Origin of the sequence: Xanthobacter lutulentifluminis (assembly GCF_043194675.2) — a bacterium.
GTDB lineage: Bacteria > Pseudomonadota > Alphaproteobacteria > Rhizobiales > Xanthobacteraceae > Xanthobacter.
The window spans coordinates 473,074-495,173 of the sequence record NZ_CM195525.1; the positions used below are offsets into that span (position 1 = coordinate 473,074).

The 22,100-nt window shown below is 70.8% G+C and carries 22 protein-coding genes; 11 read left to right on the forward strand and 11 right to left on the reverse strand.

Features of this window, described 5'->3' with window-relative positions:
- Window positions 1–89 precede the first annotated feature (89 nt).
- The 7 genes from V5F49_RS02110 to ccmI all read right to left on the reverse strand — a co-directional run bounded on the left by V5F49_RS02110 (window position 90) and on the right by ccmI (window position 8,549).
- Window positions 90–1,481: an ATP-binding protein gene (locus V5F49_RS02110; RefSeq protein WP_394114823.1), complete on the reverse strand. Its 1,392-nt coding sequence runs from the start codon at window positions 1,479–1,481 to the stop codon at window positions 90–92.
- Window positions 1,482–1,524: 43 nt separating this feature from the next.
- The gene (locus tag V5F49_RS02115; RefSeq protein ID WP_394114905.1) at window positions 1,525–2,244 is read right to left on the reverse strand and encodes a response regulator transcription factor; all 720 of its coding nucleotides are present in this window, start codon (window positions 2,242–2,244) and stop codon (window positions 1,525–1,527) included.
- A 259-nt stretch (window positions 2,245–2,503) separates the two neighbouring features.
- Complete coding sequence (locus V5F49_RS02120) at window positions 2,504–4,069, reverse strand: Do family serine endopeptidase (RefSeq protein WP_394114822.1); 1,566 nt, start codon at window positions 4,067–4,069, stop codon at window positions 2,504–2,506.
- Window positions 4,070–4,414: 345 nt separating this feature from the next.
- Complete coding sequence (locus V5F49_RS02125) at window positions 4,415–4,918, reverse strand: cytochrome c-type biogenesis protein (RefSeq protein ID WP_394114821.1); 504 nt, start codon at window positions 4,916–4,918, stop codon at window positions 4,415–4,417.
- An 11-nt stretch (window positions 4,919–4,929) separates the two neighbouring features.
- A complete protein-coding gene (locus V5F49_RS02130; RefSeq protein WP_394114820.1) occupies window positions 4,930–6,918 on the reverse strand; it encodes a heme lyase CcmF/NrfE family subunit in 1,989 nt (662 codons plus the stop codon).
- A gap of 3 nt (window positions 6,919–6,921) precedes the next feature.
- Window positions 6,922–7,401 (reverse strand): cytochrome c maturation protein CcmE, encoded by a 480-nt coding sequence (gene ccmE, locus V5F49_RS02135; protein ID WP_394114819.1) that lies wholly within the window; start codon window positions 7,399–7,401, stop codon window positions 6,922–6,924.
- Entirely contained in the window at window positions 7,398–8,549 is a 1,152-nt protein-coding gene (gene ccmI / locus V5F49_RS02140) for a c-type cytochrome biogenesis protein CcmI (RefSeq protein ID WP_394114904.1), read from the reverse strand. Before ccmI ends, ccmE begins: the two co-directional genes overlap by 4 nt.
- 250 nt (window positions 8,550–8,799) lie before the next feature.
- On the opposite strand from ccmI, the gene V5F49_RS02145 reads away from it, so the two are divergent.
- From V5F49_RS02145 to V5F49_RS02155, 3 genes are all read left to right on the forward strand, one after another.
- A complete protein-coding gene (locus V5F49_RS02145) occupies window positions 8,800–9,216 on the forward strand; it encodes a YidB family protein (protein WP_394114818.1) in 417 nt (138 codons plus the stop codon).
- 161 nt (window positions 9,217–9,377) lie between these two features.
- Window positions 9,378–11,570, forward strand: a complete 2,193-nt coding sequence (locus tag V5F49_RS02150; protein ID WP_394114903.1) for a transglycosylase domain-containing protein — start codon at window positions 9,378–9,380, stop codon at window positions 11,568–11,570.
- A 244-nt stretch (window positions 11,571–11,814) separates the two neighbouring features.
- The gene (locus V5F49_RS02155) at window positions 11,815–12,273 is read left to right on the forward strand and encodes an iron-sulfur cluster assembly scaffold protein (RefSeq protein WP_394114817.1); all 459 of its coding nucleotides are present in this window, start codon (window positions 11,815–11,817) and stop codon (window positions 12,271–12,273) included.
- 4 nt (window positions 12,274–12,277) lie between these two features.
- On the opposite strand, the gene V5F49_RS02160 is transcribed toward V5F49_RS02155, so the two are convergent.
- Entirely contained in the window at window positions 12,278–12,871 is a 594-nt protein-coding gene (locus V5F49_RS02160) for an HD domain-containing protein (protein WP_394114816.1), read from the reverse strand.
- Window positions 12,872–13,023: 152 nt separating this feature from the next.
- Here V5F49_RS02160 and yidD point away from each other — a divergent pair, with 152 nt between their 5' ends.
- The 7 genes from yidD to V5F49_RS02195 all read left to right on the forward strand — a co-directional run bounded on the left by yidD (window position 13,024) and on the right by V5F49_RS02195 (window position 18,026).
- The gene (gene yidD, locus V5F49_RS02165; RefSeq protein WP_394114815.1) at window positions 13,024–13,395 is read left to right on the forward strand and encodes a membrane protein insertion efficiency factor YidD; all 372 of its coding nucleotides are present in this window, start codon (window positions 13,024–13,026) and stop codon (window positions 13,393–13,395) included.
- A gap of 281 nt (window positions 13,396–13,676) precedes the next feature.
- Complete coding sequence (gene folE, locus V5F49_RS02170) at window positions 13,677–14,399, forward strand: GTP cyclohydrolase I FolE (RefSeq protein WP_394114814.1); 723 nt, start codon at window positions 13,677–13,679, stop codon at window positions 14,397–14,399.
- 64 nt (window positions 14,400–14,463) lie between these two features.
- On the forward strand, window positions 14,464–14,943 hold the full coding sequence (gene hisI / locus V5F49_RS02175; RefSeq protein WP_394114813.1) for a phosphoribosyl-AMP cyclohydrolase: 480 nt from the start codon (window positions 14,464–14,466) through the stop codon (window positions 14,941–14,943).
- A gap of 148 nt (window positions 14,944–15,091) precedes the next feature.
- Complete coding sequence (locus V5F49_RS02180; protein ID WP_394114812.1) at window positions 15,092–16,177, forward strand: patatin-like phospholipase family protein; 1,086 nt, start codon at window positions 15,092–15,094, stop codon at window positions 16,175–16,177.
- Window positions 16,178–16,290: 113 nt separating this feature from the next.
- A complete protein-coding gene (locus V5F49_RS02185; RefSeq protein ID WP_394114811.1) occupies window positions 16,291–16,929 on the forward strand; it encodes a flavin reductase family protein in 639 nt (212 codons plus the stop codon).
- 133 nt (window positions 16,930–17,062) lie between these two features.
- Window positions 17,063–17,560: a MarR family winged helix-turn-helix transcriptional regulator gene (locus V5F49_RS02190; protein WP_394114810.1), complete on the forward strand. Its 498-nt coding sequence runs from the start codon at window positions 17,063–17,065 to the stop codon at window positions 17,558–17,560.
- A gap of 64 nt (window positions 17,561–17,624) precedes the next feature.
- Complete coding sequence (locus V5F49_RS02195; protein WP_394114809.1) at window positions 17,625–18,026, forward strand: DUF1398 domain-containing protein; 402 nt, start codon at window positions 17,625–17,627, stop codon at window positions 18,024–18,026.
- A 33-nt stretch (window positions 18,027–18,059) separates the two neighbouring features.
- Here V5F49_RS02195 and V5F49_RS02200 read toward each other — a convergent pair whose 3' ends face one another.
- The 3 genes from V5F49_RS02200 to V5F49_RS02210 form a co-directional block, all read right to left on the reverse strand.
- Window positions 18,060–19,172 carry an alginate O-acetyltransferase AlgX-related protein gene (locus V5F49_RS02200; protein WP_394114808.1) on the reverse strand — a complete coding sequence of 371 codons (1,113 nt, stop codon included), beginning with the start codon at window positions 19,170–19,172 and terminating at the stop codon, window positions 18,060–18,062.
- Between the two features lie 12 nt (window positions 19,173–19,184).
- On the reverse strand, window positions 19,185–20,603 hold the full coding sequence (locus V5F49_RS02205; protein ID WP_394114807.1) for an MBOAT family O-acyltransferase: 1,419 nt from the start codon (window positions 20,601–20,603) through the stop codon (window positions 19,185–19,187).
- A gap of 110 nt (window positions 20,604–20,713) precedes the next feature.
- The gene (locus V5F49_RS02210) at window positions 20,714–21,496 is read right to left on the reverse strand and encodes an NAD kinase (protein WP_394114806.1); all 783 of its coding nucleotides are present in this window, start codon (window positions 21,494–21,496) and stop codon (window positions 20,714–20,716) included.
- Between the two features lie 192 nt (window positions 21,497–21,688).
- Between V5F49_RS02210 and cutA the strand changes: the two genes are divergently transcribed.
- Window positions 21,689–22,015: a divalent-cation tolerance protein CutA gene (cutA, locus tag V5F49_RS02215; RefSeq protein ID WP_394114805.1), complete on the forward strand. Its 327-nt coding sequence runs from the start codon at window positions 21,689–21,691 to the stop codon at window positions 22,013–22,015.
- Window positions 22,016–22,100 lie beyond the last annotated feature (85 nt).

Below are 22,100 nucleotides of genomic sequence, written 5' to 3' on the forward strand. Positions count from 1 at the left end.
AGCTGTCGGAGAGGCATGGTTAACAGCAAATTTGCCCGGCAACGGCACAGGTTAACGGCACATGCTCGGGAATGACGCGCGAGCCGGCATTATTTCGCCGGCAAACTGAGGCGCACCACCAGCCCCGGGCCGTTGTCGCCGAAGGAGAGGCTGCCGCCATGCAGGCGCGCGACCGCGCTCACCAGCGACAGGCCGAGCCCGGAGCCCGGCCGCGTGCGGCTCACCTCCAGCCGCACGAAGCGCTCAACCACCCGCTCGCGGTCCTCCGCGGGAATGCCCGGGCCGGTATCGGCCACGCTCAGCACCGCCTCGCCATCGCGGCGAACGAGCGAGACGGTGATGCGGCCGCGGCTGCCGTCGGCGGGCCGGCCATACTTGATGGCATTGTCGATGAGGTTGGCGAGCGCCTGCGCCAGCAATTCCTTGACGCCGTGGATGGTCGCCGGCTCCACCGAAACCAGGAGATCGAGCCCCTGCTCGTCGGCCAGCGGCTCGTACAGCTCGCCGACATTCTCGGCGATCTCGGCGAGGTCGAGGTCGCTCATGGTGGCGCGGGATTGCCCGGCCTCGGCGCGGGCGATCATCAGGAGCGCGTCGAAGGTGCGGATCAGCCCGTCGCTCTCCTCGATGGTGGTCTCCATGGCAGCGCGCCAGTCCTCCTCCGAGCGAGCGGTGCGCAGCGCCTCCTCGGCGCGGTTGCGCAGGCGCGTCAGCGGGGTCTTGAGATCGTGCGCGATGTTGTCCGAGACCTCCTTCAGGCCCTGCATGAGGCCCTCGATGCGGTCCAGCATCACGTTCAGCGAATGGGCGAGGCGGTCGAACTCGTCCCCGGTGCCCGCCACAGCGAGCCGGCCGGAGAAGTCGCCGGCCATGATGGTCTCGGCGGTCGCGGTCATGGAATCGATGCGCTTGAGCACCCGCCGCGTCACGAAGATGCCGCCGGCGACGCCCAGCACCACGATGAGCACCACCGCCCATTGCGCGGGCCGCGCCACCAGATCGCGCAGGGTGTCGCGCTCCTCGATGTCGCGGCCCACCAGCAGGCGGTAGCCGCCGGGCAGGATCATGGCCTGCACGAACGCCACGTGGCTGCGCAGCCCCGCATCGTCCGGCCGGTTGTAGGTGGTGAAGCGCGTTCCCGGCCTGTCGAGCAGGCCGATGGGCAGGTCGGAGACGTTGGTCGCCAGCACCTCGCCCTGGAAATTGGTGAGCATGTAGATGGACGAGCCCGGCCGCCGCGTGCGCCGGTCGATGACGTAGACGAGCCGCTGGATGCCGCCGATCTGGTACTGCTCGGACAGGAAGACCACCTCGCGGTTGAGGTCGTCAGCCACCTGGCCCTGGATCAGCTCGCGCGTGTGCCAGGCGGTGTAGACGATGACCGACACCGCGAACACGGCGAACACCAGCAGGTAGGCGGCGAGCAGCTTGAAGGCGGTGGTGCGCACGAGCCGGGTGAAGCTGGAGACGCCGGCCTTCATCGTCCCCCCTCCCCGCGTGCGGACGGCGCGGTCGCCCGTGCGCTCACGCCGCCCCCGCGCGGACCATGTAGCCGGCGCCCCGCACGGTGTGGATCAGCGGCACCTCGAAGCCCTTGTCGATCTTGGACCGCAGGCGCGAGACGTGGACATCGATGACGTTGGTCTGCGGGTCGAAATGGTAGTCCCACACGTTCTCCAGCAGCATGGTGCGGGTCACCACCTGTCCGGCGTAGCGCATGAGGTATTCCAGAAGGCGGAACTCGCGCGGCTGGAGCGCGATCTCCTTGCCCGATCGGGTGACGCGGTGGGCGAGGCGGTCGAGCTCCAGGTCCGCCACCTTGTAGACGGTGGTCTCGGCCCCCTGCCCCACCCCGCGGCGCGACAATGCCTCGACCCGCGCGAGCAGCTCGGTGAAGGCATAGGGCTTGGGCAGGTAATCGTCGCCGCCGGCCCTGAGGCCCTGCACCCGGTCGTCCACCTGCCCGAGGGCGGACAGGATGAGCACCGGCGTCGTCTGCCCGCGTCCGCGCAGCTCGGCCACGAGCGAAAGGCCATCCCGGGCGGGGAGCATGCGGTCGACCACCATCACGTCGTACTTGCCGTCCAGCGCGAGGGTGAGCCCCTCCTCGCCGTCGGCGGCATGGTCGACGACGTGGCCGGCCTCGCGGAAGGCCTTGCGCAGATATTCGGCGGCGTCGCGGTCGTCCTCGACGAGGAGGAGGCGCATGGCGGAGAGGGGACCCGGATCGAGATTCGCTGTCATCACTCTAGCTCACCTTGGGATTGGGTCCACGCGCCGGCGCGGATCTCCTCCGGCGGACGGCGAAAAAAGAGGCGCGGGAAGCCCTCTGGAGCTTCCCGCGCCGTCGGAGCCGAAGCGGCATCAGGGGGGCGATGGGATGGTCGCCTCGGTCCGGAGGCTGGCGGCCCGCCCGCAAGGGGGGCCGCCAGAAGGTTCGGGAGGCGGGGCCGGCTTTTGGACCGTGGTCAGCCTTGGACCGTGGTCAGCCCTTGATCCGTGGTCAGCCCTTGGCCTTGGTGTCGAGGGTGATGGCGACGAAGCGCACGCCCTCCCCGCTCTTCACCTGGATCAGCACCGCCTTGCGGTTCTCGGCCTTGGCGGCGGCGAGGCCGTCGCGCACGTCCTTCGGGGTGGCGACCACCTTGTCGCCGACCTTCAGGATCACGTCACCGGTCTTGAAGCCGCGCTGGGCGGCCGGGCCGTTGGGCTCGACGCCGGTGACGACGACACCCTCGGAGCCGGCACCCTGCACGCCCTTGGCCGGGGCGAGCTGGAGGCCGAGGCGCGGCAGGTCCTTGGCGCCGGCGCTGTCATCCTCGCCCTGGGGCGTGGCGCGGGAGGCGACCTGCTCGTTGGGGAGCTTGTCGAGGGTCAGCGCCAGGGTCATGGGCTTGGTGTCGCGGATCAGCTGCAGCTTCACCTCGGCGCCGGGCTTCATCATGCCCACCTTGCGGGTGAGGTCGCGGGCGTCCTTGATGGCCTCGTCGTTGAGCTTCACGATCACGTCGCCCGCCTTCAGGCCGGCCTTTGCGCCGGGCGTGTTGGGCTGGACCTGGGCCACGAGGGCGCCCTCGGCGTCCTTGATGCCGAGACCGGAGGCGAGCTCCTCGGTCACCGGCTGGATCTGCACGCCGATGTAGCCGCGGGCCACCGAGCCGCTCTCGCGCAGCTGGTTCACCACCGTCTTCACGGTCTCGGACGGGATGGCGAAGGCGATGCCCACGTTGCCGCCGGAGGGCGAGACGATGGCGGTGTTCATGCCGATCACCTCGCCGTTGAGCGAGAAGGTCGGGCCGCCGGAGTTGCCCCGGTTGATGGGGGCGTCGATCTGGATGAAGTCGTCATACGGGCCCGAGCCGATGTCGCGGCCGCGGGCCGAGACGATGCCGGCGGTCACGGTGCCGCCGAGGCCGAACGGATTGCCGACCGCGATCACCCAGTCACCGACGCGCGGGGCGCCGTCGGCGAGCTTCACCCACGGCAGGTTGTTGGCGTTCTCGATCTTCAGCAGGGCGACGTCGGTGCGCGGATCGGTGCCGATCACCTTGGCCACGTACTCCTTGCCGTCGGTGGTGGTCACGTCCACCTCATCGGCGCCGTCCACCACGTGGTTGTTGGTGACCACATAGCCGTCGGCGGAGATGATGAAGCCGGAGCCCTGGCCCACCACGGGGCGCTCACCCTTGGGGCCGTTGCCGCGCGGACCCATGCCGGGGCCGCCGGGGCCCATCGGGCCCTGGCCCTCGCCGAAGCCGAAGCGCTTCAGGAACTGCTCGATCTGGGGCGGCACGTTGCCGCCGAGGTCGCCGCCCATGGCCATCTGCCGGTCGCCGACATCCTTCTTCACCTTCACCGAAACCACGGCAGGGGTCACCTTCTCGACGATGTCGGCGAAGGAGAAGGTGCCGGCGGGCTGGTTGGTGGTGATCTGGGCCTGCGCCGCGGTGTTGCCGGGCGGCACGAACTGGCCGGCCACGACGCCGGCGAGCGCCAGACCGACCACGCCCGCGAGCAGGGCCCGGCGATGGCGCTTCGTCACGGAAGGGGTGTTGTCGGAGCGGGTCATGTGAGTTCGCGTCTCTCTGGTTGTCTGCCGGTTGGGCAGGTTCGAGACGCAAGCTAAGGGGCCGACCGTTACGGCAGTCTGGCGGGCGGATTAAGCTTCCGTAATGTCGCTCACGCCCGCGTGAGAGACATCGGGGCGGCGGCAAGGCCAGCGCCGGGCGGGGTCCGGCGGGCGGACGGGGCCGCGCGTCCCTCGCCGCAGAACTTGTCCTGGCAAGGTTTTGCGCGGGTCCCGAGGCGAGCGCAGGGCCTACCGACCGCCCCCGCTGGCGCCGGCTATTGTGGGCCGAAACGCAGCAGCGGTTGCCGGCACCTTGGTCCGCTCGCCACGCAGGACATTACCGCGTCAGGAGGCGCCGGGGCCGCCGGAGGCGCTGTCCGTCTCGGCCATCAGCCGCTTCAGCCGGGCCTCTTCCTCCGGCGAGAGGCGCGCGGGCGCGGCGGCGCGGCGGCGGCGCAGCCCGGCCACCGCCGCCAGCGCGCCCAGGGCCAGCACCAGCACCGGGGCAGCCCACAAAAGCGCGTTGCGCCAGGAGAAGCGGGGCCGCAGCAGCACGAACTCGCCGTAGCGCGCCACCATGAAATCCATCACCTGCGCATCGCTGTCGCCAGCCTTGAGCCGCTCCCGCACGATGACGCGCAGGTCCTTGGCGAGGGGCGCATCCGAATCGTCGATGGACTGGTTCTGGCAGACCATGCAGCGCAGCTCGGCCGAGATGGCGCGGGCACGGCTCTCCAGCACGGGATCGCCGAGCACCTCGTCGGGCTGGACGGCACGGGCGGGGACAACGAGCGTCGCCGCGAGGATGAGGACCGAGAGAGCCGGCGAGATCCAGCGAAGAAAACGCATGTGCACGCCCCTCACTCCGCCGGAGCCACAGCCCGCCGCGGCCGTTTCGACGCCGGGCGGGGCGCGCCGACCCTGAGGCGCCGGTCGGCCAGCGACAGGCAGCCGCCCAGCGCCATCACCACCGCACCGAGCCAGATCAGCGTCACGAACGGCTTGTAGGTGGCGCGCATGGAAATATGCCCGTCCGGGCTCTCCTCGCCCATGCTCACATAAAGCTGGCTGAGGCCGAAGGTGCGGATGCCGGCCTCGGTGGTCGCCATCTGCCGCGCGGAGAACAGGCGGCGCGAAGCCTCGATGGTGCCGTCCGCCACGCCGTCGTCGCGGATGGAGAACACCGCCGTGCGCGCGCGGAAATTGGGCCCGGTACGGTTCTCCATGCGCTCCAGCGTCAGGGTGCGGGTGCCGATGGCCACCGTCTCGCCCACCCGCACGGAGGCGATCTTCTCCAGGCTCCACGCGCTCTCGCTGACGATGCCAAGCAGGCACACGCCCACGCCGAAATGGGCGATGGCGGTGCCCCAGGCGGAGCGCGGCACGCCGGCGAGGCGGGCCAGCGCGACCCGCCCGCTCACCCGGCCGAGGCCGGCCCGCTCGACGATGTCGGTCAGAGCGCCGAGCATGATGAACACGGCGAGCCCCACCCCGAGCGGCGCCAGCACCGGCCCGCCCGTGCTGGCGGCTGAGGTGACGACGGCCGCCACCACGGCAAGCCCGGCCGCCAGCATCAGGCGCTGGGCGACGCCGAGGAGGTCGCCGCGCTTCCAAGCCAGCAGCGGGCCGAACGGCATGGCGAACACCAGCGGCAGCATCAACCCGCCGAAGGCCAGGTTGAAATAGGGCGGCCCCACCGTGATCTTCGCCCCCGTCAGCGCCTCCAGCGCCAGCGGGTAGAGCGTGCCCACCAGCACGGCGGCGGTGGCGGCGGTGAGGAACAGGTTGTTGAAGACCAGCGCGCCCTCGCGCGAGATCGGGGCGAACAGCCCGCCCTGCCGCAGCTCCGAGGCGCGCAGGGCGAACAGGGTGAGCCCGCCGGCGATGAAGAAGGTGAGGATGGCGAGGATGAACACGCCGCGCGCCGGATCGGTGGCGAAGGCGTGGACCGAGGTGAGGACGCCCGAGCGCACCAGGAAGGTGCCCACCAGCGAGAGCGAGAAGGCGAGGATGGCGAGGAGGATGGTCCACACCTTCAGCGCGTCGCGCTTCTCCATCACCACGGCGGAGTGCAGGAGCGCGGTGGCGGCGAGCCACGGCATCAGCGAGGCGTTCTCCACCGGGTCCCAGAACCACCAGCCGCCCCAGCCGAGCTCGTAATAGGCCCAGTAGGAGCCCATGGCGATGCCGAGGGTCAGGAACACCCACGCCGCCAGCGTCCACGGCCGCACCCACCGCGCCCAGGCGGCGTCGATGCGGCCCTCGATCAGCGCGGCGATGGCGAAGGAGAAGGAGATGGAGAGCCCCACATAGCCGAGGTAGAGGAGCGGCGGATGGATGGCGAGGCCGGGGTCCTGGAGGATCGGGTTGAGGTCGCGCCCCTCTGCCGGCGGCGACACCTGCCGCAGGAACGGGTTGGAGGTGAAGAGGATGAAGGAGAGGAAGGCCGCGCCCACCGCGCCCTGCACCGCCAGCACCAGCGCCTTCAGCCGATCCGGCAGATTGCCGCCGAACATCACCACAAGCGCGCCGAAGAAGGCCAGCACGAAGACCCACAGCAGCATGGAGCCCTCGTGGTTCCCCCACGTGGAGGTCACCTTGTAGATCAGCGGCATCTGCGAGTGGGAGTTCTCCACCACGTTGATGACGGTGAAGTCGGACGTCACATAGAGCTGCACCAGCGCGGCGAAGGCGAAGGCGACGAAGCCGAACAGGGCGAGCGCGATGGGACCGGCGGTGCCCATGAGCACCGCATCGCCGCGCCGCGCGCCCCAGGACGGCAGGATCACCTGCGCCAGCGACAGGGCGAAGGCGAGCGCGAGGGCGTATTGGCCGAGCTCTGCGATCATATGTCAGCTCCCCGGCTGGCGCTGGGCGGGGCTGGCGGCGCCGGGCGCGGGCGCCCCGTCCTTCCAGTGGCCCTGCTGCTTGAGCGCGTCGGCCACCTCGCGCGGCATGTATTTCTCGTCGTGCTTGGCGAGCACGCTGTCGGCCTTGAACGTGCCGTCCGGCTGGAGCGCGCCCTCGGCCACCACGCCCTGCCCCTCGCGGAACAGGTCCGGCAGGATGCCGGAATAGGCGACCTTCACCGTGGCATTGCCATCGGTGACCGAGAAGGTGGTGAGGGTTCCGGTCTTGGCGACGCTGCCCGTCTCCACCAGCCCGCCGAGGCGCAGGCGCGCGCCCGGCTGCACCTGCTGCTGCGCCACCTCGGTGGGGGTGCGGAAGAACACGATGGTGTCGGTGAGGGCGGACAGGATGAGGCCCGCGGCGAGCGCGAGCACGGCGAGACCCGAACCGATGAGAACCAGCCGCCGGCCTTTGCGCGTCATCCCTTGCCTCCCGCGAGCTCCTTCTCGGCGGCATCGAGCCGGCCGAGGGCCTCCGCATTGTCCCTGAAGGCGGCGCGGGCGCTCTTCAGCGCCTCGGCTGCCTTGTCCTTCTCGCCCAGCACGCCGTAGGCGCGCACGAGGCGCACCCAGCCGTCGATGTCGTTGGGCTCGCTCTCCAGCCGGGCGGCGAGCCGGGAGACCATGCCGCGCACCATGCTGTCGCGGTCCTGCGCCGACATCTGGGCAGCAGCCGCCACATCGGCCGCGCCGGGGCCGGGAGCGGCAGGCGCGGAGGCGGTAGGCGCGGCCGGAACCTGCGCGCCGCCCACCCGCGCAAGCGCGGCGGCCACCATCGGCCGGTAGGGCGCGGTTGCGGGCGCATGGGCCAGCAGATCCGCCCAGATCCGCGCCGCATCCGCCGCCCGCCCGTCCTGCTCGGCGGCGAGGCCGAGGAAATAGGCGGCGCGCGGCTCCTGGGGATCGAGCGCAAGCGCGGCGGCGAAAGCGCGCGCCGCATCGGCCGTCACCAGACCGTCGGCAGCCACCACCAGCGCCTCGCCGCGCGCGGAATGGCGCTCGGGCGAAGGGCCGAGGGTGCGGATCGCCTCGGCATAGGCGCGCGCCGCGTCATCGGGACGGCCGAGCCTGAGATAGACCGGGGCAAGAATCTCGTAGCCCTGCCCGTCGTTGGGATTGCGCGCGAGATGCTCCTCCACGCGGCGGACCAGAATCGCCACGTCGCCGCGGTCCGGCGGCGCGCTGAGCCGGTCGGCGAGCGGGGCGCCGGGCAGGCGCGGCGAGCCGAGATCGACATAGAGGCCGAGCGCGAAGGCCGGCACCAGCAGCAGCGCCACCACGGCGGCGATGCGCCGGCGGCGGGTGGCGAGGCCGGTGTCCTGCGCGTCGCCCGGCTCGCGGGCGGCATCGGCGGCGAGCATGCGGCGCGCCACCTCCACCCGGGCGGCCTCCGCCTCGGCGGCGGGAAGACGGCCGGACTTGGCGTCGCGCGCGATCTCGGCCAGCTGGTCGCGATAGACGGCGAGGTCCGCCTCGCGCGCGGCGCGGACGGTGCGGACGCGCGACAGCGGCCACAGCACGGCGAGCGCCGCGAGGGCGGTCATGAGCGCGAAGGCTGCGAACAAGGGCAGTGGGATCATCACCTCAGAGCCGTTAGCGGGTGAAACTGCGCGTGCCTAGGTCACACGCGGTCCCAGCGGCGCGGGGCCGCAGGGGCAGGTGCTGCAAGGCGGGCGTCGCACGCCGACCCGACGCCCGCCCCCAAGCGCAATCGACTACGATCCTGCGATCGCGTACACCATGACCTGACGCAACGCATCTTGCACTGCAACCGAACCGGACCGGGGCCGCGCCCCGCACGATCTTGACGGAGCTTCGGCCATGGGCCTGTTCGACCAGATGATGGGCGGATTTCTCAACAACATGCTGGGCCAGCTCAATGGCGGCAACGCCGGCGCGCTGCTCGGCACGCTGCTCAACAGCCCCATGGCGCAGGCCGTGCCCGGGATGCTCGACCAAGCGCTCGCCAAGACGCCGTTCGGCAGCATCGACGGCGTGCTCGCCCAGCTCCGGGAATCGGGGCTCGCCGACCAGGTGGCGAGCTGGATCGGAACCGGTCCGAACGCTGCGGTCTCCGCCGAGCAGATCACGGCGGCGCTCGGCTCCGACCAGCTCGCGCAGGTGGCCGGCGCGCTCGGTCTCTCGCCGGACCTGCTGCCGGGCCTCCTCGCCGAGCATCTGCCGGGCATCATCGACCGGCTGAGCCCGGACGGCATCCTGTCCATTCCCGGCCGCTGACCCGCACCGGCTCGCGCTCGCCCCGGCGCCGCGCTATATAGGGACGAGTGATGGAACCGGCGTCGGGGAGCCGCCGGACGTTGCCCCCTTCCGATTCGAAGCCGAGCCCGCACGTGACCGAGCCAAAGCGCCCCTCCTTCTTCTCGCGCCTGCGCGGGCTGATGCTCGACTTCGACGCGCTTCTGGACAGCGGGCTGTTCAGCCTGGGCGCGCGGACCCGGCGGGCGTTCTCCGCCTATGCCGCCTTCACCGAGCGGTTCAACCTGTCAGGCGTCCCGCGCTTCGCCGTGGGCGTGGCGTCCGAGGGCTTCACCCTCGGCGTCGCCGGCGCGGTGGTCATGCTGGCGCTGGCGATGCCCGCCTTCCGCGAGACCTCCGACGACTGGCTGAAGCGCACGGAGCTCGCCGTCACCTTCCTCGACCGCTATGGCAACACCGTCGGCGAGCGCGGCGTGCGACAGAACGACACGGTGCCGCTGGAGGACATCCCGGACCAGCTCATCAAGGCCACCCTCGCCACCGAGGACCGCCGGTTCTACGAGCACTGGGGCATCGACGTCTCCGGCACCTTCCGCGCGGTGCTCACCAACGCGCGGGCCGGCGGCGTGCGGCAGGGCGGCTCCTCGCTCTCCCAGCAGCTGGCCAAGAACCTGTTCCTGTCCAACGAGCGCACCATCGAGCGCAAGATCAAGGAAGCCTTCCTCGCCATCTGGCTGGAGGCGCGGCTCACCAAGAGCCAGATCCTGAAACTCTACCTCGACCGCGCCTATCTCGGCGGCGGCGCCTACGGCGTTGACGCGGCGGCGCGCTATTATTTCGGCAAGTCGGTGAAGGAGGTGAACCTCGCCGAGGCGGCCATGCTCGCCGGCCTGTTCAAGGCGCCCTCCAAATATGCGCCGCACATCAACCTGCCGGCGGCCCGCGCCCGCGCCTCCACCGTGCTCGACAATCTGGTGGATGCCGGCTTCATGACCGAGGGCCAGGTGTTCGGCGCCCGCCGCAACCCGGCCACCCCGGTGGATCGCCGCGACGACGAGGTGCCGGACTATTACCTCGACTATGCCTTCGGCGAGGTGAAGAAGCTGGTGGACCAGTTCCCGCCCTCGGTGGTGGAGCGCAACTTCATCGTGCGCACGGGTCTCGACCCCAACATCCAGAAGGTGGCGGACGCGGCGCTGGAATCCTCGCTGGCGGAATTCGGCCGTGACTACAAGGTGAAGCAGGGCGGCATCGTGGTGATGGAGCCCAACGGCACCCTGCGCGCCATGGTGGGCGGGCGCGACTATGGCGACAGCCAGTTCAACCGTGCCACCGACGCCCTGCGCCAGCCCGGCTCCTCCTTCAAGCCCTACGTCTACACGGTGGCGCTCATGAACGGCTTCAGGCCGTCCACCATCGTGCAGGATGCGCCCATCTGCCTCGGCAACTGGTGCCCGCAGAACTATGGCCGCTCCTACATGGGCTCCATCACGCTCAAGACGGCGCTGCAGCACTCGCTGAACACGGTGGCGGTGCGCCTCGCCGAGCGTTTCGGCCGCAAGAAGATCGTGGACCTCGCCCACCAGATGGGCATCCGCACGCCGCTGCCCATCTCCGCGCCGCTGCCGCTGGGCGCCGCCGAGGTGACCCTGTTCGACGCGACCACCGCCTATTCGGTGTTCGCCAACGGCGGCAAGAGCGTCTATCCCCACGCCGTGGTGGAGATGCGCGTCGGCAACGGCGACGTGGTGTGGCGGTTCGACCGGGATGCGCCCAAGCCCGTTCAGATCATCCCGCAGCAGGCGCTCTACGACATCAACGACATGCTGAACAACGTGGTGGAGAATGGCACCGGGCGGCGCGCGCGGCTGGTGAACTCCAAGGTGGCGGGCAAGACCGGCACCACGAACTCTTACCGCGATGCCTGGTTCATGGGCTTCACCGGCAATTATGTCTGCGGCGTGTGGTTCGGCAACGACGACTACGCCATGATGAACAAGATGACCGGCGGCTCCCTGCCGGCCATGACCTGGCAGAAGGTGATGGCCTATGCCCATCAGGGCATCGAGATCAAGCCGATTCCCGGCGTCACCACCCCGATCCCGAAGATCGAGGAGCCGCCGCCCATGGTGAACGTGCCCGGCCTGTCGGAAAGCGAGCGGCCGGTGACCCTGTCGCCCCGTGCGGCGGAACGGCTCGCCGGGCTGGAACGCCTCTTCCGCGAGGCGGAGCTGAAGGTGACGGACGCGAGCGCGGCCACCGGTGCCCAGCCGGCCGCCCAGGCGCGCCCGCAAGCCCCCGCCGGGGCCACACCGGCAGCGGCCTCGCCCGGCGCCGGGCAGACCCCGCTCCCGACGCCCGTCCGCCGGAATTGACGCGCCCGGTTTTTGTTGCGCCGGCCCGCCATACGTTGCGCGGGCTTTCCGGAGCGGCGGCGCCCTTCCCGGCCGCCGCATCGCCGGCGGCTGCGGTCGTTTCGGGATCGGCGCCGGACCCGGCCTTCCGCCGATCCGGCGCAGCGCTATATATGGTCTGAAGCCGGCGCGGGGACGATCGCGCCTTGCAGTGACCTCAAGTACCGCCCCCGGCCCGCCTTCACCGGAGCGGTGGAAGCGTTCGATGATCAACGACGTCTACAATGCCCGCATCCTTGCCCTCGCCGCCGAGATCCCGCGGCTTGGGCGGCTTCCGGCGCCGCAGGCCAGCGCGCGCGCGCATTCGCGCCTGTGCGGCTCCACCGTGACGGTGGATCTGGTGCTCGACGGCGACACGGTGGTGGATTTCGCCCATGAGGTGCGCGCCTGCGCCCTCGGTCAGGCCTCCTCCTCCCTGATGGCGCGCCACGTGATCGGCGCCCGGACGGACGAGCTGCGTGCCGTGCGCGAGGCCATGTGGCGCATGCTGAGGGAGGACGGCCCGCCGCCCGAGGGCCGGTGGGACGAGCTGAAGGTGCTGGAGCCGGTGCGCGACTACAAGGCCCGCCACGCCTCCACCATGCTCACCTTCGATGCGGTGGTGGATGCCATCGGCCAGATCGAGGCGGCCCGCCGGGCAGAGGATGCGGCGGCCGCGGGCTGATGGCTCAGCCGGCCGCCTCGGCGGCGCGGGTGTCGATGGCCGAGATGGCCTCCTCGGCCGCCGCGTCGAACGCGGCTTCCAGCGCCGGCGAGGCCCCGCGCAGGCCAGCCACCACCGCGCGGGACCATTCCACATAGGCCCGCGCCCGGGCGGCGCCCCAGTCCTGCGGCGGATCCTCGGCCAGCGAGCGCAGGTTGGCGGTCTTGTCGGCGAGCTTCAGCAGCTTGCCCCGCGCCGACATGTGCGGCGCGTGGGCCACCTGGAGGCGCTTGCGCTCGGCGGCATCGAGGCCCTTGTCGTCGGTCACCTCCATCACGAGGCGCATCACGTCGGGACCGAACGTGGTCTCGATCTCGGCCGGCGTCACGTCCTGGTCCTCCACCACGTCGTGGAGCAGGGCGGCGGCCACCAGAGGCGCGTCGCGGCCGCCGGTCGCTTCGCTCACCAGCAGCGCCACCTCGGCCAGGTGGTTGACATAGGGCTGCGCGCGCCGCCCCTTTCGTCGCTGGTCGGTGTGGCGCAGGGTGGCGAAGGCCAGCGCCCGCACCACGAGGGCGAGATCGGCCGGGGACGCGGATGGAACGGCATCGGCAGTCACAAGGGCACCTCCGCAGGGCGGAGCCACGCCGGCCGCCGGGACCAGCTCGGCCCGGCCTGAATCAGGATTGGGATGGCTCCATGAGCCGCGCCCAGAATGGCAGCATTGAGGCGAGGACGCGAGGACGGATGACGCGACAGGGCAGCGACAGGATGCGGAACGAGCAGCCGGACGCGTCCGGCGGCAGCGGGCCTTTCGCGCTGCTGCGCCGGGCGCCGCGGCTCGCCGTGCGCGGGCTCATCCTCGTCTATCGCTATTCGCTTTCGGCCTTCATGGGCCGCCAGTGCCGCTATCTGCCCACCTGCTCGGAATATGCCGAGGAGGCGGTGATGCGCCACGGCGCGCTCGCAGGATCGGTGATGGCGACGGCGCGCATCTGCCGGTGCAACCCCTGGGGCGGCCATGGTTATGATCCGGTGCCGCGCTGCCTGCCGGCCGATGCGCGCTGGTACCGTCCGTGGCGCTACGGTGTCTGGCGCACGCCACCCGCACCGCAGGCGGAAGACCCGTCCGGGTCGCGCTGACGTCCGGCACGGTTCTCCAGCACCGCTGGCCGTCGCCCCGGCGTCCGGGCCGGACCACCCCTGCGGCGCACCATCCCTTGCAGAACCGGCCCTGCGGCCCCATGATTACGCTTCGGCTCGAATGGTCGGGCCGCAGACGGGGAACGGACGGCAAAGCCGCCGCCGGGCAGGGCCGGCGGGGCGCGGTTTGAGCGACACCGCGCATGCGCAGCCGACGACCGGTGACACTCCCGCCTCGCGACGGAACGGTCGCGCATGGGGCGGGTCGGACGGAGTTGGTCATGGACGCGGTAGTGAAGTTGTTCAAGGCGCAGGCCGAGAACGAGGAGCGCGAACGCCGCCGCAAGGCGGGAGGTCGCGCCAAGTCGAAGGCGGACGCACCGGCCCCGCAGGCCGAGGCCGCCCCTTCCCCCACCCTGCCCGACGGCACCCCCCGTCCCTCCCGCGAGGAGGCCGAGGCGGCGGTGCGCACCCTGCTCGCCTATATCGGCGAGAACCCGGCGCGCGAGGGCCTCATCGACACCCCCAAGCGGGTGGTGAAGGCCTATGAGGAGCTGTTCTCCGGCTATGGCGAGGACGCGGACGAGCTGCTCGACCGCACCTTCGGCGAGATCGGCACCTTCGACGATTTCGTGCTGCTGCGGGACATCCCCTTCCACTCCCATTGCGAGCACCACATGGTGCCGTTCGTGGGCAAGGCGCACATTGCGTACTTCCCGGTGGAGCGGGTGGTGGGGCTGTCCAAGATCGCGCGGGTGGTGGAGATCTTCTCCCGCCGCCTGCAGACCCAGGAGCACCTGACCTCGCAGATCGTCAACGCCCTCGACGGCGGGCTCAACCCCCGCGGCGTGGCGGTGATGCTCGAGGCCGAGCACATGTGCATGTCCATGCGGGGCATCGCCAAGGCCGGCGTATCCACCCTCACCACCCAGTTCACCGGCGTGTTCCGGGACGACCCGGCCGAGCAGGTGCGCTTCATCACCCTGGTCCGCTCCAAGGGCTGACCGCGGGACGCCGGCAAGGGCGCTTCCGCGGCGCGGGAGCGCCTTCATCCGTGCGAGCATCCACATGAGCGCCGACACTTTCGCCTTCCCCGCGCCCGGCAAGGGCCCCGCGCTGGAGGAGGACACCATCCTCTCGCCCCGCTTCGACGCGAACGGCCTGATCACCTGCGTGGCGGTGGATGCGCGCACCGGCGAGGTACTGATGCTCGCCCACATGAACGCGCAGGCCCTCGCCCTCACCATGGAGACCGGCGAGGCGCACTATTTCAGCCGCTCGCGCGGCAAGCTCTGGAAGAAGGGCGAGAGCTCCGGCCACACCCAGAAGGTGGTGGAGATGCGCATCGACTGCGACCAGGACGCGGTCGTCATCCGCGTCGAGATGGGCGGCACCGGCGCCGCCTGCCACACCGGCCGGCGCTCCTGCTTCTACCGCACCGTGCCGCTCGGCGCGGCGCCCTCTGGCGACACCCGGCTCGGCTTCACCGGCGACGCGCCGCGCTTCGACCCCGCGGCCGTCTACGGCAAGGACGGTCACGGCCACTGAATCGGCCGGTGATGACCGCAGCCCGACCACGCTTCCGACACCAGGCCTTAACAGGAACCCACTAAAGTTGAGCTGTGCCGGAACCGGCACGGCTTGGGGGGCATTGGCAGGTCAGGCGCCGCCACGCGCGGCGCGCAAGGAGGTGTTGATGTTCCAGTCCCTCCACTGGCGATCCGGCCCGGCTTCCGGCTCTGCCCCCGCATCCGCCGCATCGACTGCCGCGCCGGCCGCGCGGCTGTCTGCCGGCGGCGAGCCAGCGCCTCCCGATCTCGGCGCCCCTTCCCATCCGGCGCAGCGCAATGGCGGCGAGGGCAAGCCCTCCATCGGTATCGCGCTCGGCGGCGGCGCGGCGCGCGGCTTTGCCCATATCGGCGTGCTGAAGGTGCTGCGGCAGGCCGGCATCCAGCCGCAGGTGGTGGCGGGCACGTCCATCGGCGCGGTGGTGGGCGGCATCTGGGCGGCCGGAAAGCTCGACGAGCTGGAGGACTGGGCGCTCGGCCTCACCAAGCGCAACGTTCTGGGATTGCTGGACTTTGCCCTCGGCGGCGCAGGCCTCATCGGCGGCCGCCGGCTGGTGGAGCTGATGCGGCGGGAGGTGGGGGACCTCTCCATCGAGGACCTGCCGGTGGTCTATGCCGCCATCGCCACCGAGCTCGGCACCGGCCATGAGATCTGGCTGACGCGGGGCGATTTCGTCGAGGCGATCCGCGCCTCCTATGCCCTGCCCGGCATCTTCACGCCTGTGAAGGTGGGCGGGCGCTGGCTGATGGACGGGGCGCTGGTGAACCCGGTCCCGGTTTCCGCCGCCCGGGCCATGGGCGCGCGGCTCGTCATCGCGGTCAATCTCAATGCCGACGTGTTCGGCCGGGGGACCGTCATCCAGGACCATGGCGGCGTGGTGGAGCGGGTGGCCGAGGCGGCGCTGACCGAGAAGAAGGAAGGCATCGCCGCCATGCTCAGCCCCGAGCGGCTGCGCCGGCAGTTCTTCACCGGCCATGCCGCGGACGGGCCGCGCGGCCTCTCCACGGTGATGATCGACGCCTTCAACATCACCCAGGACCGCATCGCCCGCTCGCGCCTCGCCGGCGACCCGCCGGACGTGATGCTCTCGCCGAAGCTCGGCAGGATCGGCCTGTTCGAGTTCCAGCGCGCGCGGGAGGCCATCGCCGCCGGCATGGAAGCGGCCGAGCGGTCGCTCGACGACATCCGCTCCGCGCTGGTGGCGCTGGGCTGAGGCGGCCCGCCGCACCGCACACAGGTGCGCGAGGCATGCGCGGGAGGCCCTGCCCGGCCTGCGCGCAAGCTTCTATGTTTGCGGCCTCGTCCCTGTCCCGCGAAAGCATTGCGATGTTCTACGAGCCTGCCAAGCGCAACCACGGCCTGCCCCACTCCCCGCTCAAGGCCATCGTGGCGCCCCGCCCCATCGGCTGGATATCCTCCCTCACTCCGGATGGCGTGGCCAACCTCGCCCCCTATTCCTTCTTCAACCTGATCTGCGAGGTGCCGCCGCTGGTGATGTTCTGCTCGCTGGGCGCCAAGGACAGCCTCGCCAACATCGCCGCCACCGGCGAGTTCGTGTGCAACCTCGTCACCCTCGACCTGATCGACGCGGTGAACCTCACCTCCACCCCGGCCCCGCGCGATGTGAGCGAGTTCGACGTGGCCGGCCTTGCCCGCGCGTCCTCGACGCTGGTGAAGCCGCCGCGGGTGGCCGCCTCGCCCTGCGCGCTGGAGTGCGTCTATGTGGAGACCTTCCGCCCCCGCGCGAAGGACGGGACCCAGACCAACGCCCACATGGTGATCGGCGAGGTGGTGGGCGTGCATATCGACGATGCCGCCATCATCGACGGGCGGGTGGACATCGCCGCCGTCAAGGCGCTCGCGCGCTGCGGCTATCTGGACTACGCCCCGGTCGACCGCCTGATCGAGCGCGAGCGCCCGCCCGGCGGCGGCATGGACATGAAGGCGCGGACGCCGGCCGCCTGACCCTCCCTCCACACGGGCGCGCGCCGGGTTCCGGATGACGCGCCCATGCGGTCATCGACTGACTGGCGCGTCCCGGAAAACTGATTGACTAGGAAACTTTCTGATGTAGTTTCCTAGGCAATCAGGAGGCGCCATGACCGGTGACACGCTGCGGGACAGGGCTTGCGAGACCTCGGCCAATCCGGCCGTTTCCCACCTCACCGACCATCTGGGCTACTGGCTGCGGGTGGTTTCCAACCATGTCTCCCACGCCTTCGCCGCGCGGGTGGCGGATCGGGGCATCACCGTGGCGGAATGGGTGATGCTGCGCGCCCTCTACGGCCGCGCGCCCCTGTCGCCGAGCCACCTCGCGACCGAGATGGGCATGACTCGGGGCGCCATCAGCAAGCTCGCCGACCGGCTGGAGGCGAAGGGCCTCGCCACGCGCACCGCCAGCGTCGAGGACCGGCGCGCCCACACCCTCACCCTCACGGCGGAGGGGGCGCGGCTGGTTCCCGAGCTCGCCGCCCTGGCGGATGCCAATGACGCCGCCTTCTTCGGCGTGCTCGCCCCTGCGGAGCGCGCCGAGCTGGAGCGCCTCCTGCGACAGCTCGCCGAACGCGGCCGCATGAGCGCGCCGCCGCTCGACTGAACCGCGAGCAACGGATCGACCCACCCATCGGCCTCGGCCGACCCGCCCCACCAAGGAGCCCCCCATGGACGACCGCAGCATCGCCCTCGCCCGCACCTGCCTCGATGCGGCAGAGACCGGCACCATGACCTTTCCCGAGATCGTCGCCGCGCTGATGGCGGGCGGGTTCGAGAGCTATGCGGTGGATTTCCGCCGCGCCGCCGCCACCTACTACCGCCCGGATGGCGACAGCGCGGAGCTGCCCATGCCCGCGCACGCCGCGCCCGTTGCCGCGACCTTCGAGGCCGGCGCCATCCAGGAGGCCATCGGCGAAGCCCAGCGGCTGGCGCCCGGCTACACCTATCGCGGCTTCTGCGGGAAGGTCACGGCGGCGGGCTGCGCCGGCTACATGGTGTCCTTCCTCGGCCGCCGCGCCGTCTATTACGGCCGCACCGGCGAGACCCATGTGGAGCCCTTCCCGGACTGATGCAGCCCCTCCCCCGCGCGGGAGGCCGGCGCCTCAGCCGCCGGTCGGCCAGTCGGTGGGCTCGCCCCGGCAGGGCACCGCGCGCTCGGTGGGCGCGTAGATGAGGATGTCCGGCTTGAAGCGCTCCACCGCGCCCATGTCGAAGCGGCAATAGCGGTGGTGCATCCAGGCGTAGGCCGAGGCGCGATAGGTGCCGAGGCCCTGCCACGGCCCCTGGCTGAAGCTGTCGCCGATGACCATGATGCGCGGCCCGGCATGGCCGGTGTCGATCACATAGGGCACGAACGGCTCGTTGGCGGGCACCGGCTTCATGATGCCCTCCACCAGCTTCGGGTCCACGGGCTTGGCCATGGGCGCCTTGGGCGGGAATTCCACGTCCGGCGGGTCGGGCACCGGGGCGCCGGCCACCCGCAGAAGGTCGCCGAAGCGGCGCGGCTGGGGCGGGCCATAGGCGTCCTCAGGGCTCACCTCCAGATCCGGGCGGCCGGCGGCGGCCATGGCGGCGTTGAAGCCCAAAAGCGCGCCGCGCTGGTTCCAGTGGGTGTCGTAGCGCCAGTGCACCGGCCCGGTCTTCTTCGCCTCGGCGAGGATGGGGCGCATGTCCACCAAGGTGAGGCCCTCCGCCTTCATGCGCTGGGCGAGGAGGTCGTATTCGGTGGGCGACTTGCGCAGCCGCCGGGCATAGGCCGGCAGGTACTCGGCATTGGTGGTCGCCCCGTTGGGCGGGATGAGCATGACGAAGCGCCCGCCATGAGCCTTCATGTAGGCATCCATGCGCCGCGCGAAGGCGAGCGAGCCCTCCACCGCCTCCGGCCGCACCAGCTGGCCGATGGACTGCTCCAGCGCGTTCTCGTCATTCAGGAACAGGGAGCCGTTCTCGCCCTTGATGGCGAGCTGGCTCTGGGTGTCGCCGATGAAGCGCACATAGGAGCGGTGCGCCGCCAGCACCGCGCCGCGGAAGCCGAAGGCGTTGTTGATGTAGGGATCGAGCCGGCGCGCCGCGTCCTCCCACCAGCGCGCCTCGGGCTCGAGCACCTTGCGCATGGGGGCCGGCACATCGGGCAGGAAATGGCCGAGGGCGGGGAGCAGCAGGATGGCCACCAGCACGGCGGCCCACCAGCGGCGGAAGGACATGAGAAGCGGCACGGCCCGACCTCCTCAGAACCGGAAATACAGGAAGGGCGAATAGGTCGCCGCTCCCACCGACAGGACGCACAGCGCGAACAGCGCCCACACCACCAGCGTGTCCGCCGTGCCGTAGAGCGCCATGCGCAGCTTCGGCGCGAGGCTGCGCGCGCCCGGCCGGGGCAGGCCGAACATGGCGAGAGGCCACGCCAGGATCATCACGGCGATGGTGGCCGGCTTGAGGCTGACTTCCACCTGCGCCGCCAGATAGCCGACCCCGTTCAGCCCCGCGAGGCCCTGGAAGAACTCCAGCGCGCCCTCCAGGCTGTTGGCGCGGAACCACACCCAGCCGGTGAGCGCCACCGCGAGCACATAGGCGTGGGTGACGACGCGCGGCGCCGCCTTCAGGAGCGCGCCGAAGCGGGTGCGCTCCAGCACCAGGAAGGTGCCGTGGTGCGCGCCCCAGATGACGAAGGTCCAGCTGGCCCCATGCCACAGGCCGCACAGCAGGAACACGCTCCACAGGTTCACGGCGGTGTGCAGGTGGCCGTTCCGGTTGCCGCCGAGGGGGATGTAGACGTAGTCCCTGAACCAGCTCGACAGGCTCATGTGCCAGCGGCGCCAGAAGTCGGTGATGGAGATGGCGCCATAGGGCAGGTTGAAGTTGCGCGGGAACTTCAGCCCCATGGCGATGGCAAGGCCGATGGCCATGTTGGAATAGCCGCCGAAGTCGAAATAGATCTGCAGCGCGTAGGCGGTGACGCCGATCCACGCCTCGGCGAGGTTGGGCTGGTGGATGTTGTCGAACGCGGCCGCCACCACCGGGGCCACCTCGTCGGCGATCAGCACCTTCCACGACAGGCCGATGATGAAGATGCGCAGGCCCGCCGACACCCGCCCGAGCGTGGTGCGCCGCTCGCGGATGCGCCGGGCGATGGTGGAGTAGCGGACGATGGGGCCCGCCACCAGCTGCGGGAACATGGTGATGTAGACCGCGATCTCCTCGAACCGGCCGTTGGCCGACGCCTTCCGGCGATACACGTCCACCAGGTAGGAGATGGCGTGGAAGGTGAAGAAGGAGATGCCGAGCGGCAGCGCCGGATGCACCACCGGCAGGGCGAGGCCGGCGGGGGCGAGGAGCACGTTCAGGTTCTCGGCCAGGAAGCCGGCATATTTGAAGGCGATCAGCCCGGCGAGGTTGGCCGCCACCGCCAGCCCCAGCACCCTGAGCCGCCAGCGCGGGCTGCGCCCGTCGATGGCCAGCGCGAAGACGTAGTTCGCGACGATGGAGACCGCGAGCACGGCAATATTCGCCAGCCCGCCCCAGGCGTAGAACACCAGCGAGAACGCCAGCAGCACCATGTTCTTCGCGCGCACGCCCGGCGTCGCGAAATAGCACAGCAGGAAGGCCGGCAGGAAATAGAAGAGGAAGGTGACCGAGGAGAAGACCATGGAGCCGGAAGCCGGAAAGCCCTTTCGTTGCGGCGGAAATCGCCCTCTCATTTATGGATAGGGAACGCGTTATCCGATCAGCTTGCGGCGCTGGCCGACCGGCGCGTGCTCTAATACACGAACTGCTCGCGCAGGATACGCTCCTCCAGCCCGTGGTCGGGATCGAACAGCATGTCGATGGAGGACGTGGCATCGAGCCGCGCCGACACGGCGATGATGTCGCGCACCTCGAAATGGTCCGCCGCCGCGCTCACCGGGCGCTTGTCCGCCTCCAGCACGGCGATGTCGATGCGCGCCTTGTCCGGCACCAGAGCGCCGCGCCAGCGACGGGGACGGAACGGCGAGATGGGGGTGAGCGCCAGCAGCGCCGTGCCCAGCGGCAGGATCGGCCCGTGGGCGGAGAGGTTGTAGGCGGTGGAGCCGGCCGGCGTCGCGATGATCGCGCCGTCGCAGATGAGCTCCTCGAGCCGCACCTTCCCGTCGATGGAGATGCGCAGCTTCGCCGCCTGGTAGGTCTGGCGCAGCAGCGACACCTCGTTGATGGCCGGGGCGCGGTGGCGCACGCCGTTGGCGTCCACGGCCTCCATCAGCAGCGGATGGATCGTCACCTGCTGGGCGGCGGCAAGGCGCGCCGGCAGGTTGTCCTCCCGGAAGGTGTTCATGAGGAAACCCACCGTGCCGCGGTGCATGCCGTAGATGGGCACGCCGCGGTCGCGGAAGCGGTGCAGGGTCTGCAGCATCAGCCCGTCGCCGCCGAGGGCGACGATGACGTCCGCGTCGTCCTCGTGGACAGCGCCGTAATGCGCCTCCAGCCGCATGCGCGCGGCCTCGGCCTCCGGCGTCTGGGCACCGACGAAGGCGATCTTCTCAAAGCGACGGGCAGGTTCGCTCATGGGTAGCGGTCTCGGGCAGCAGTCTCGGGGCATCCGCGGGCGGAGATGCGGGGAATGCGACATGGGTCTAGCCCCCGCGCCCGCATCTGTCGAGGCAACGCGCGCGCCGCGCCCCGCACGGGGCTTCGCCGCGCCGCCGCCGTGGCCTATGACAGGAGCAGGCCGAGCCACGCCTGCCGGAAGGAGAGCACCATGGATGCCCGCCTCATCTACACCACCTTCCCCTCCCTCGACGCGGCCAGCGACGCCGCCACCAGCCTGGTGGAGGCCGGGCTCGTCGCCTGCGCCAACATCCTGCCCGGCATGGTTTCCATCTACCGCTGGGAGGGCCGGACGGAGCGGGCCGACGAGGTGGTGATGCTGCTGAAGACCACCATCGGCCGGACCGACGCCGTGCTGGAGGCGCTGGGCGCCACCCACCCCCACGACCTGCCGGCGGCGCTGGTGCTGAAGGTGGAGGACGGCCTGCCGGCCTTCCTGTCCTGGATCGCCGCCGAGGTGGCGCCGCGCCAGGACTGAGCCGCCAAGACTGAGCCGCGAGGACCCGGCCGCGAGGACCGGGCCGCGAGGAGGACTGGGCGGCGAGGATTGGGACCGCGAGGGC

Coding starts and splice junctions, on each gene's coding strand:
- V5F49_RS02110 (WP_394114823.1), bottom strand. CDS start 1,481: ATGAAGGCCGGCGTCTCCAGCTTCACCCGGCTCGTGCGCACCACCGCC.
- V5F49_RS02115 (WP_394114905.1), bottom strand. CDS start 2,244: ATGACAGCGAATCTCGATCCGGGTCCCCTCTCCGCCATGCGCCTCCTC.
- V5F49_RS02120 (WP_394114822.1), bottom strand. CDS start 4,069: ATGACCCGCTCCGACAACACCCCTTCCGTGACGAAGCGCCATCGCCGG.
- V5F49_RS02125 (WP_394114821.1), bottom strand. CDS start 4,918: ATGCGTTTTCTTCGCTGGATCTCGCCGGCTCTCTCGGTCCTCATCCTC.
- V5F49_RS02130 (WP_394114820.1), bottom strand. CDS start 6,918: ATGATCGCAGAGCTCGGCCAATACGCCCTCGCGCTCGCCTTCGCCCTG.
- ccmE (WP_394114819.1), bottom strand. CDS start 7,401: ATGACGCGCAAAGGCCGGCGGCTGGTTCTCATCGGTTCGGGTCTCGCC.
- V5F49_RS02145 (WP_394114818.1), top strand. CDS start 8,800: ATGGGCCTGTTCGACCAGATGATGGGCGGATTTCTCAACAACATGCTG.
- V5F49_RS02150 (WP_394114903.1), top strand. CDS start 9,378: ATGCTCGACTTCGACGCGCTTCTGGACAGCGGGCTGTTCAGCCTGGGC.
- V5F49_RS02155 (WP_394114817.1), top strand. CDS start 11,815: ATGATCAACGACGTCTACAATGCCCGCATCCTTGCCCTCGCCGCCGAG.
- yidD (WP_394114815.1), top strand. CDS start 13,024: ATGCGGAACGAGCAGCCGGACGCGTCCGGCGGCAGCGGGCCTTTCGCG.
- folE (WP_394114814.1), top strand. CDS start 13,677: ATGGACGCGGTAGTGAAGTTGTTCAAGGCGCAGGCCGAGAACGAGGAG.
- hisI (WP_394114813.1), top strand. CDS start 14,464: ATGAGCGCCGACACTTTCGCCTTCCCCGCGCCCGGCAAGGGCCCCGCG.
- V5F49_RS02180 (WP_394114812.1), top strand. CDS start 15,092: ATGTTCCAGTCCCTCCACTGGCGATCCGGCCCGGCTTCCGGCTCTGCC.
- V5F49_RS02185 (WP_394114811.1), top strand. CDS start 16,291: ATGTTCTACGAGCCTGCCAAGCGCAACCACGGCCTGCCCCACTCCCCG.
- V5F49_RS02190 (WP_394114810.1), top strand. CDS start 17,063: ATGACCGGTGACACGCTGCGGGACAGGGCTTGCGAGACCTCGGCCAAT.
- V5F49_RS02195 (WP_394114809.1), top strand. CDS start 17,625: ATGGACGACCGCAGCATCGCCCTCGCCCGCACCTGCCTCGATGCGGCA.
- V5F49_RS02205 (WP_394114807.1), bottom strand. CDS start 20,603: ATGGTCTTCTCCTCGGTCACCTTCCTCTTCTATTTCCTGCCGGCCTTC.
- V5F49_RS02210 (WP_394114806.1), bottom strand. CDS start 21,496: ATGAGCGAACCTGCCCGTCGCTTTGAGAAGATCGCCTTCGTCGGTGCC.
- cutA (WP_394114805.1), top strand. CDS start 21,689: ATGGATGCCCGCCTCATCTACACCACCTTCCCCTCCCTCGACGCGGCC.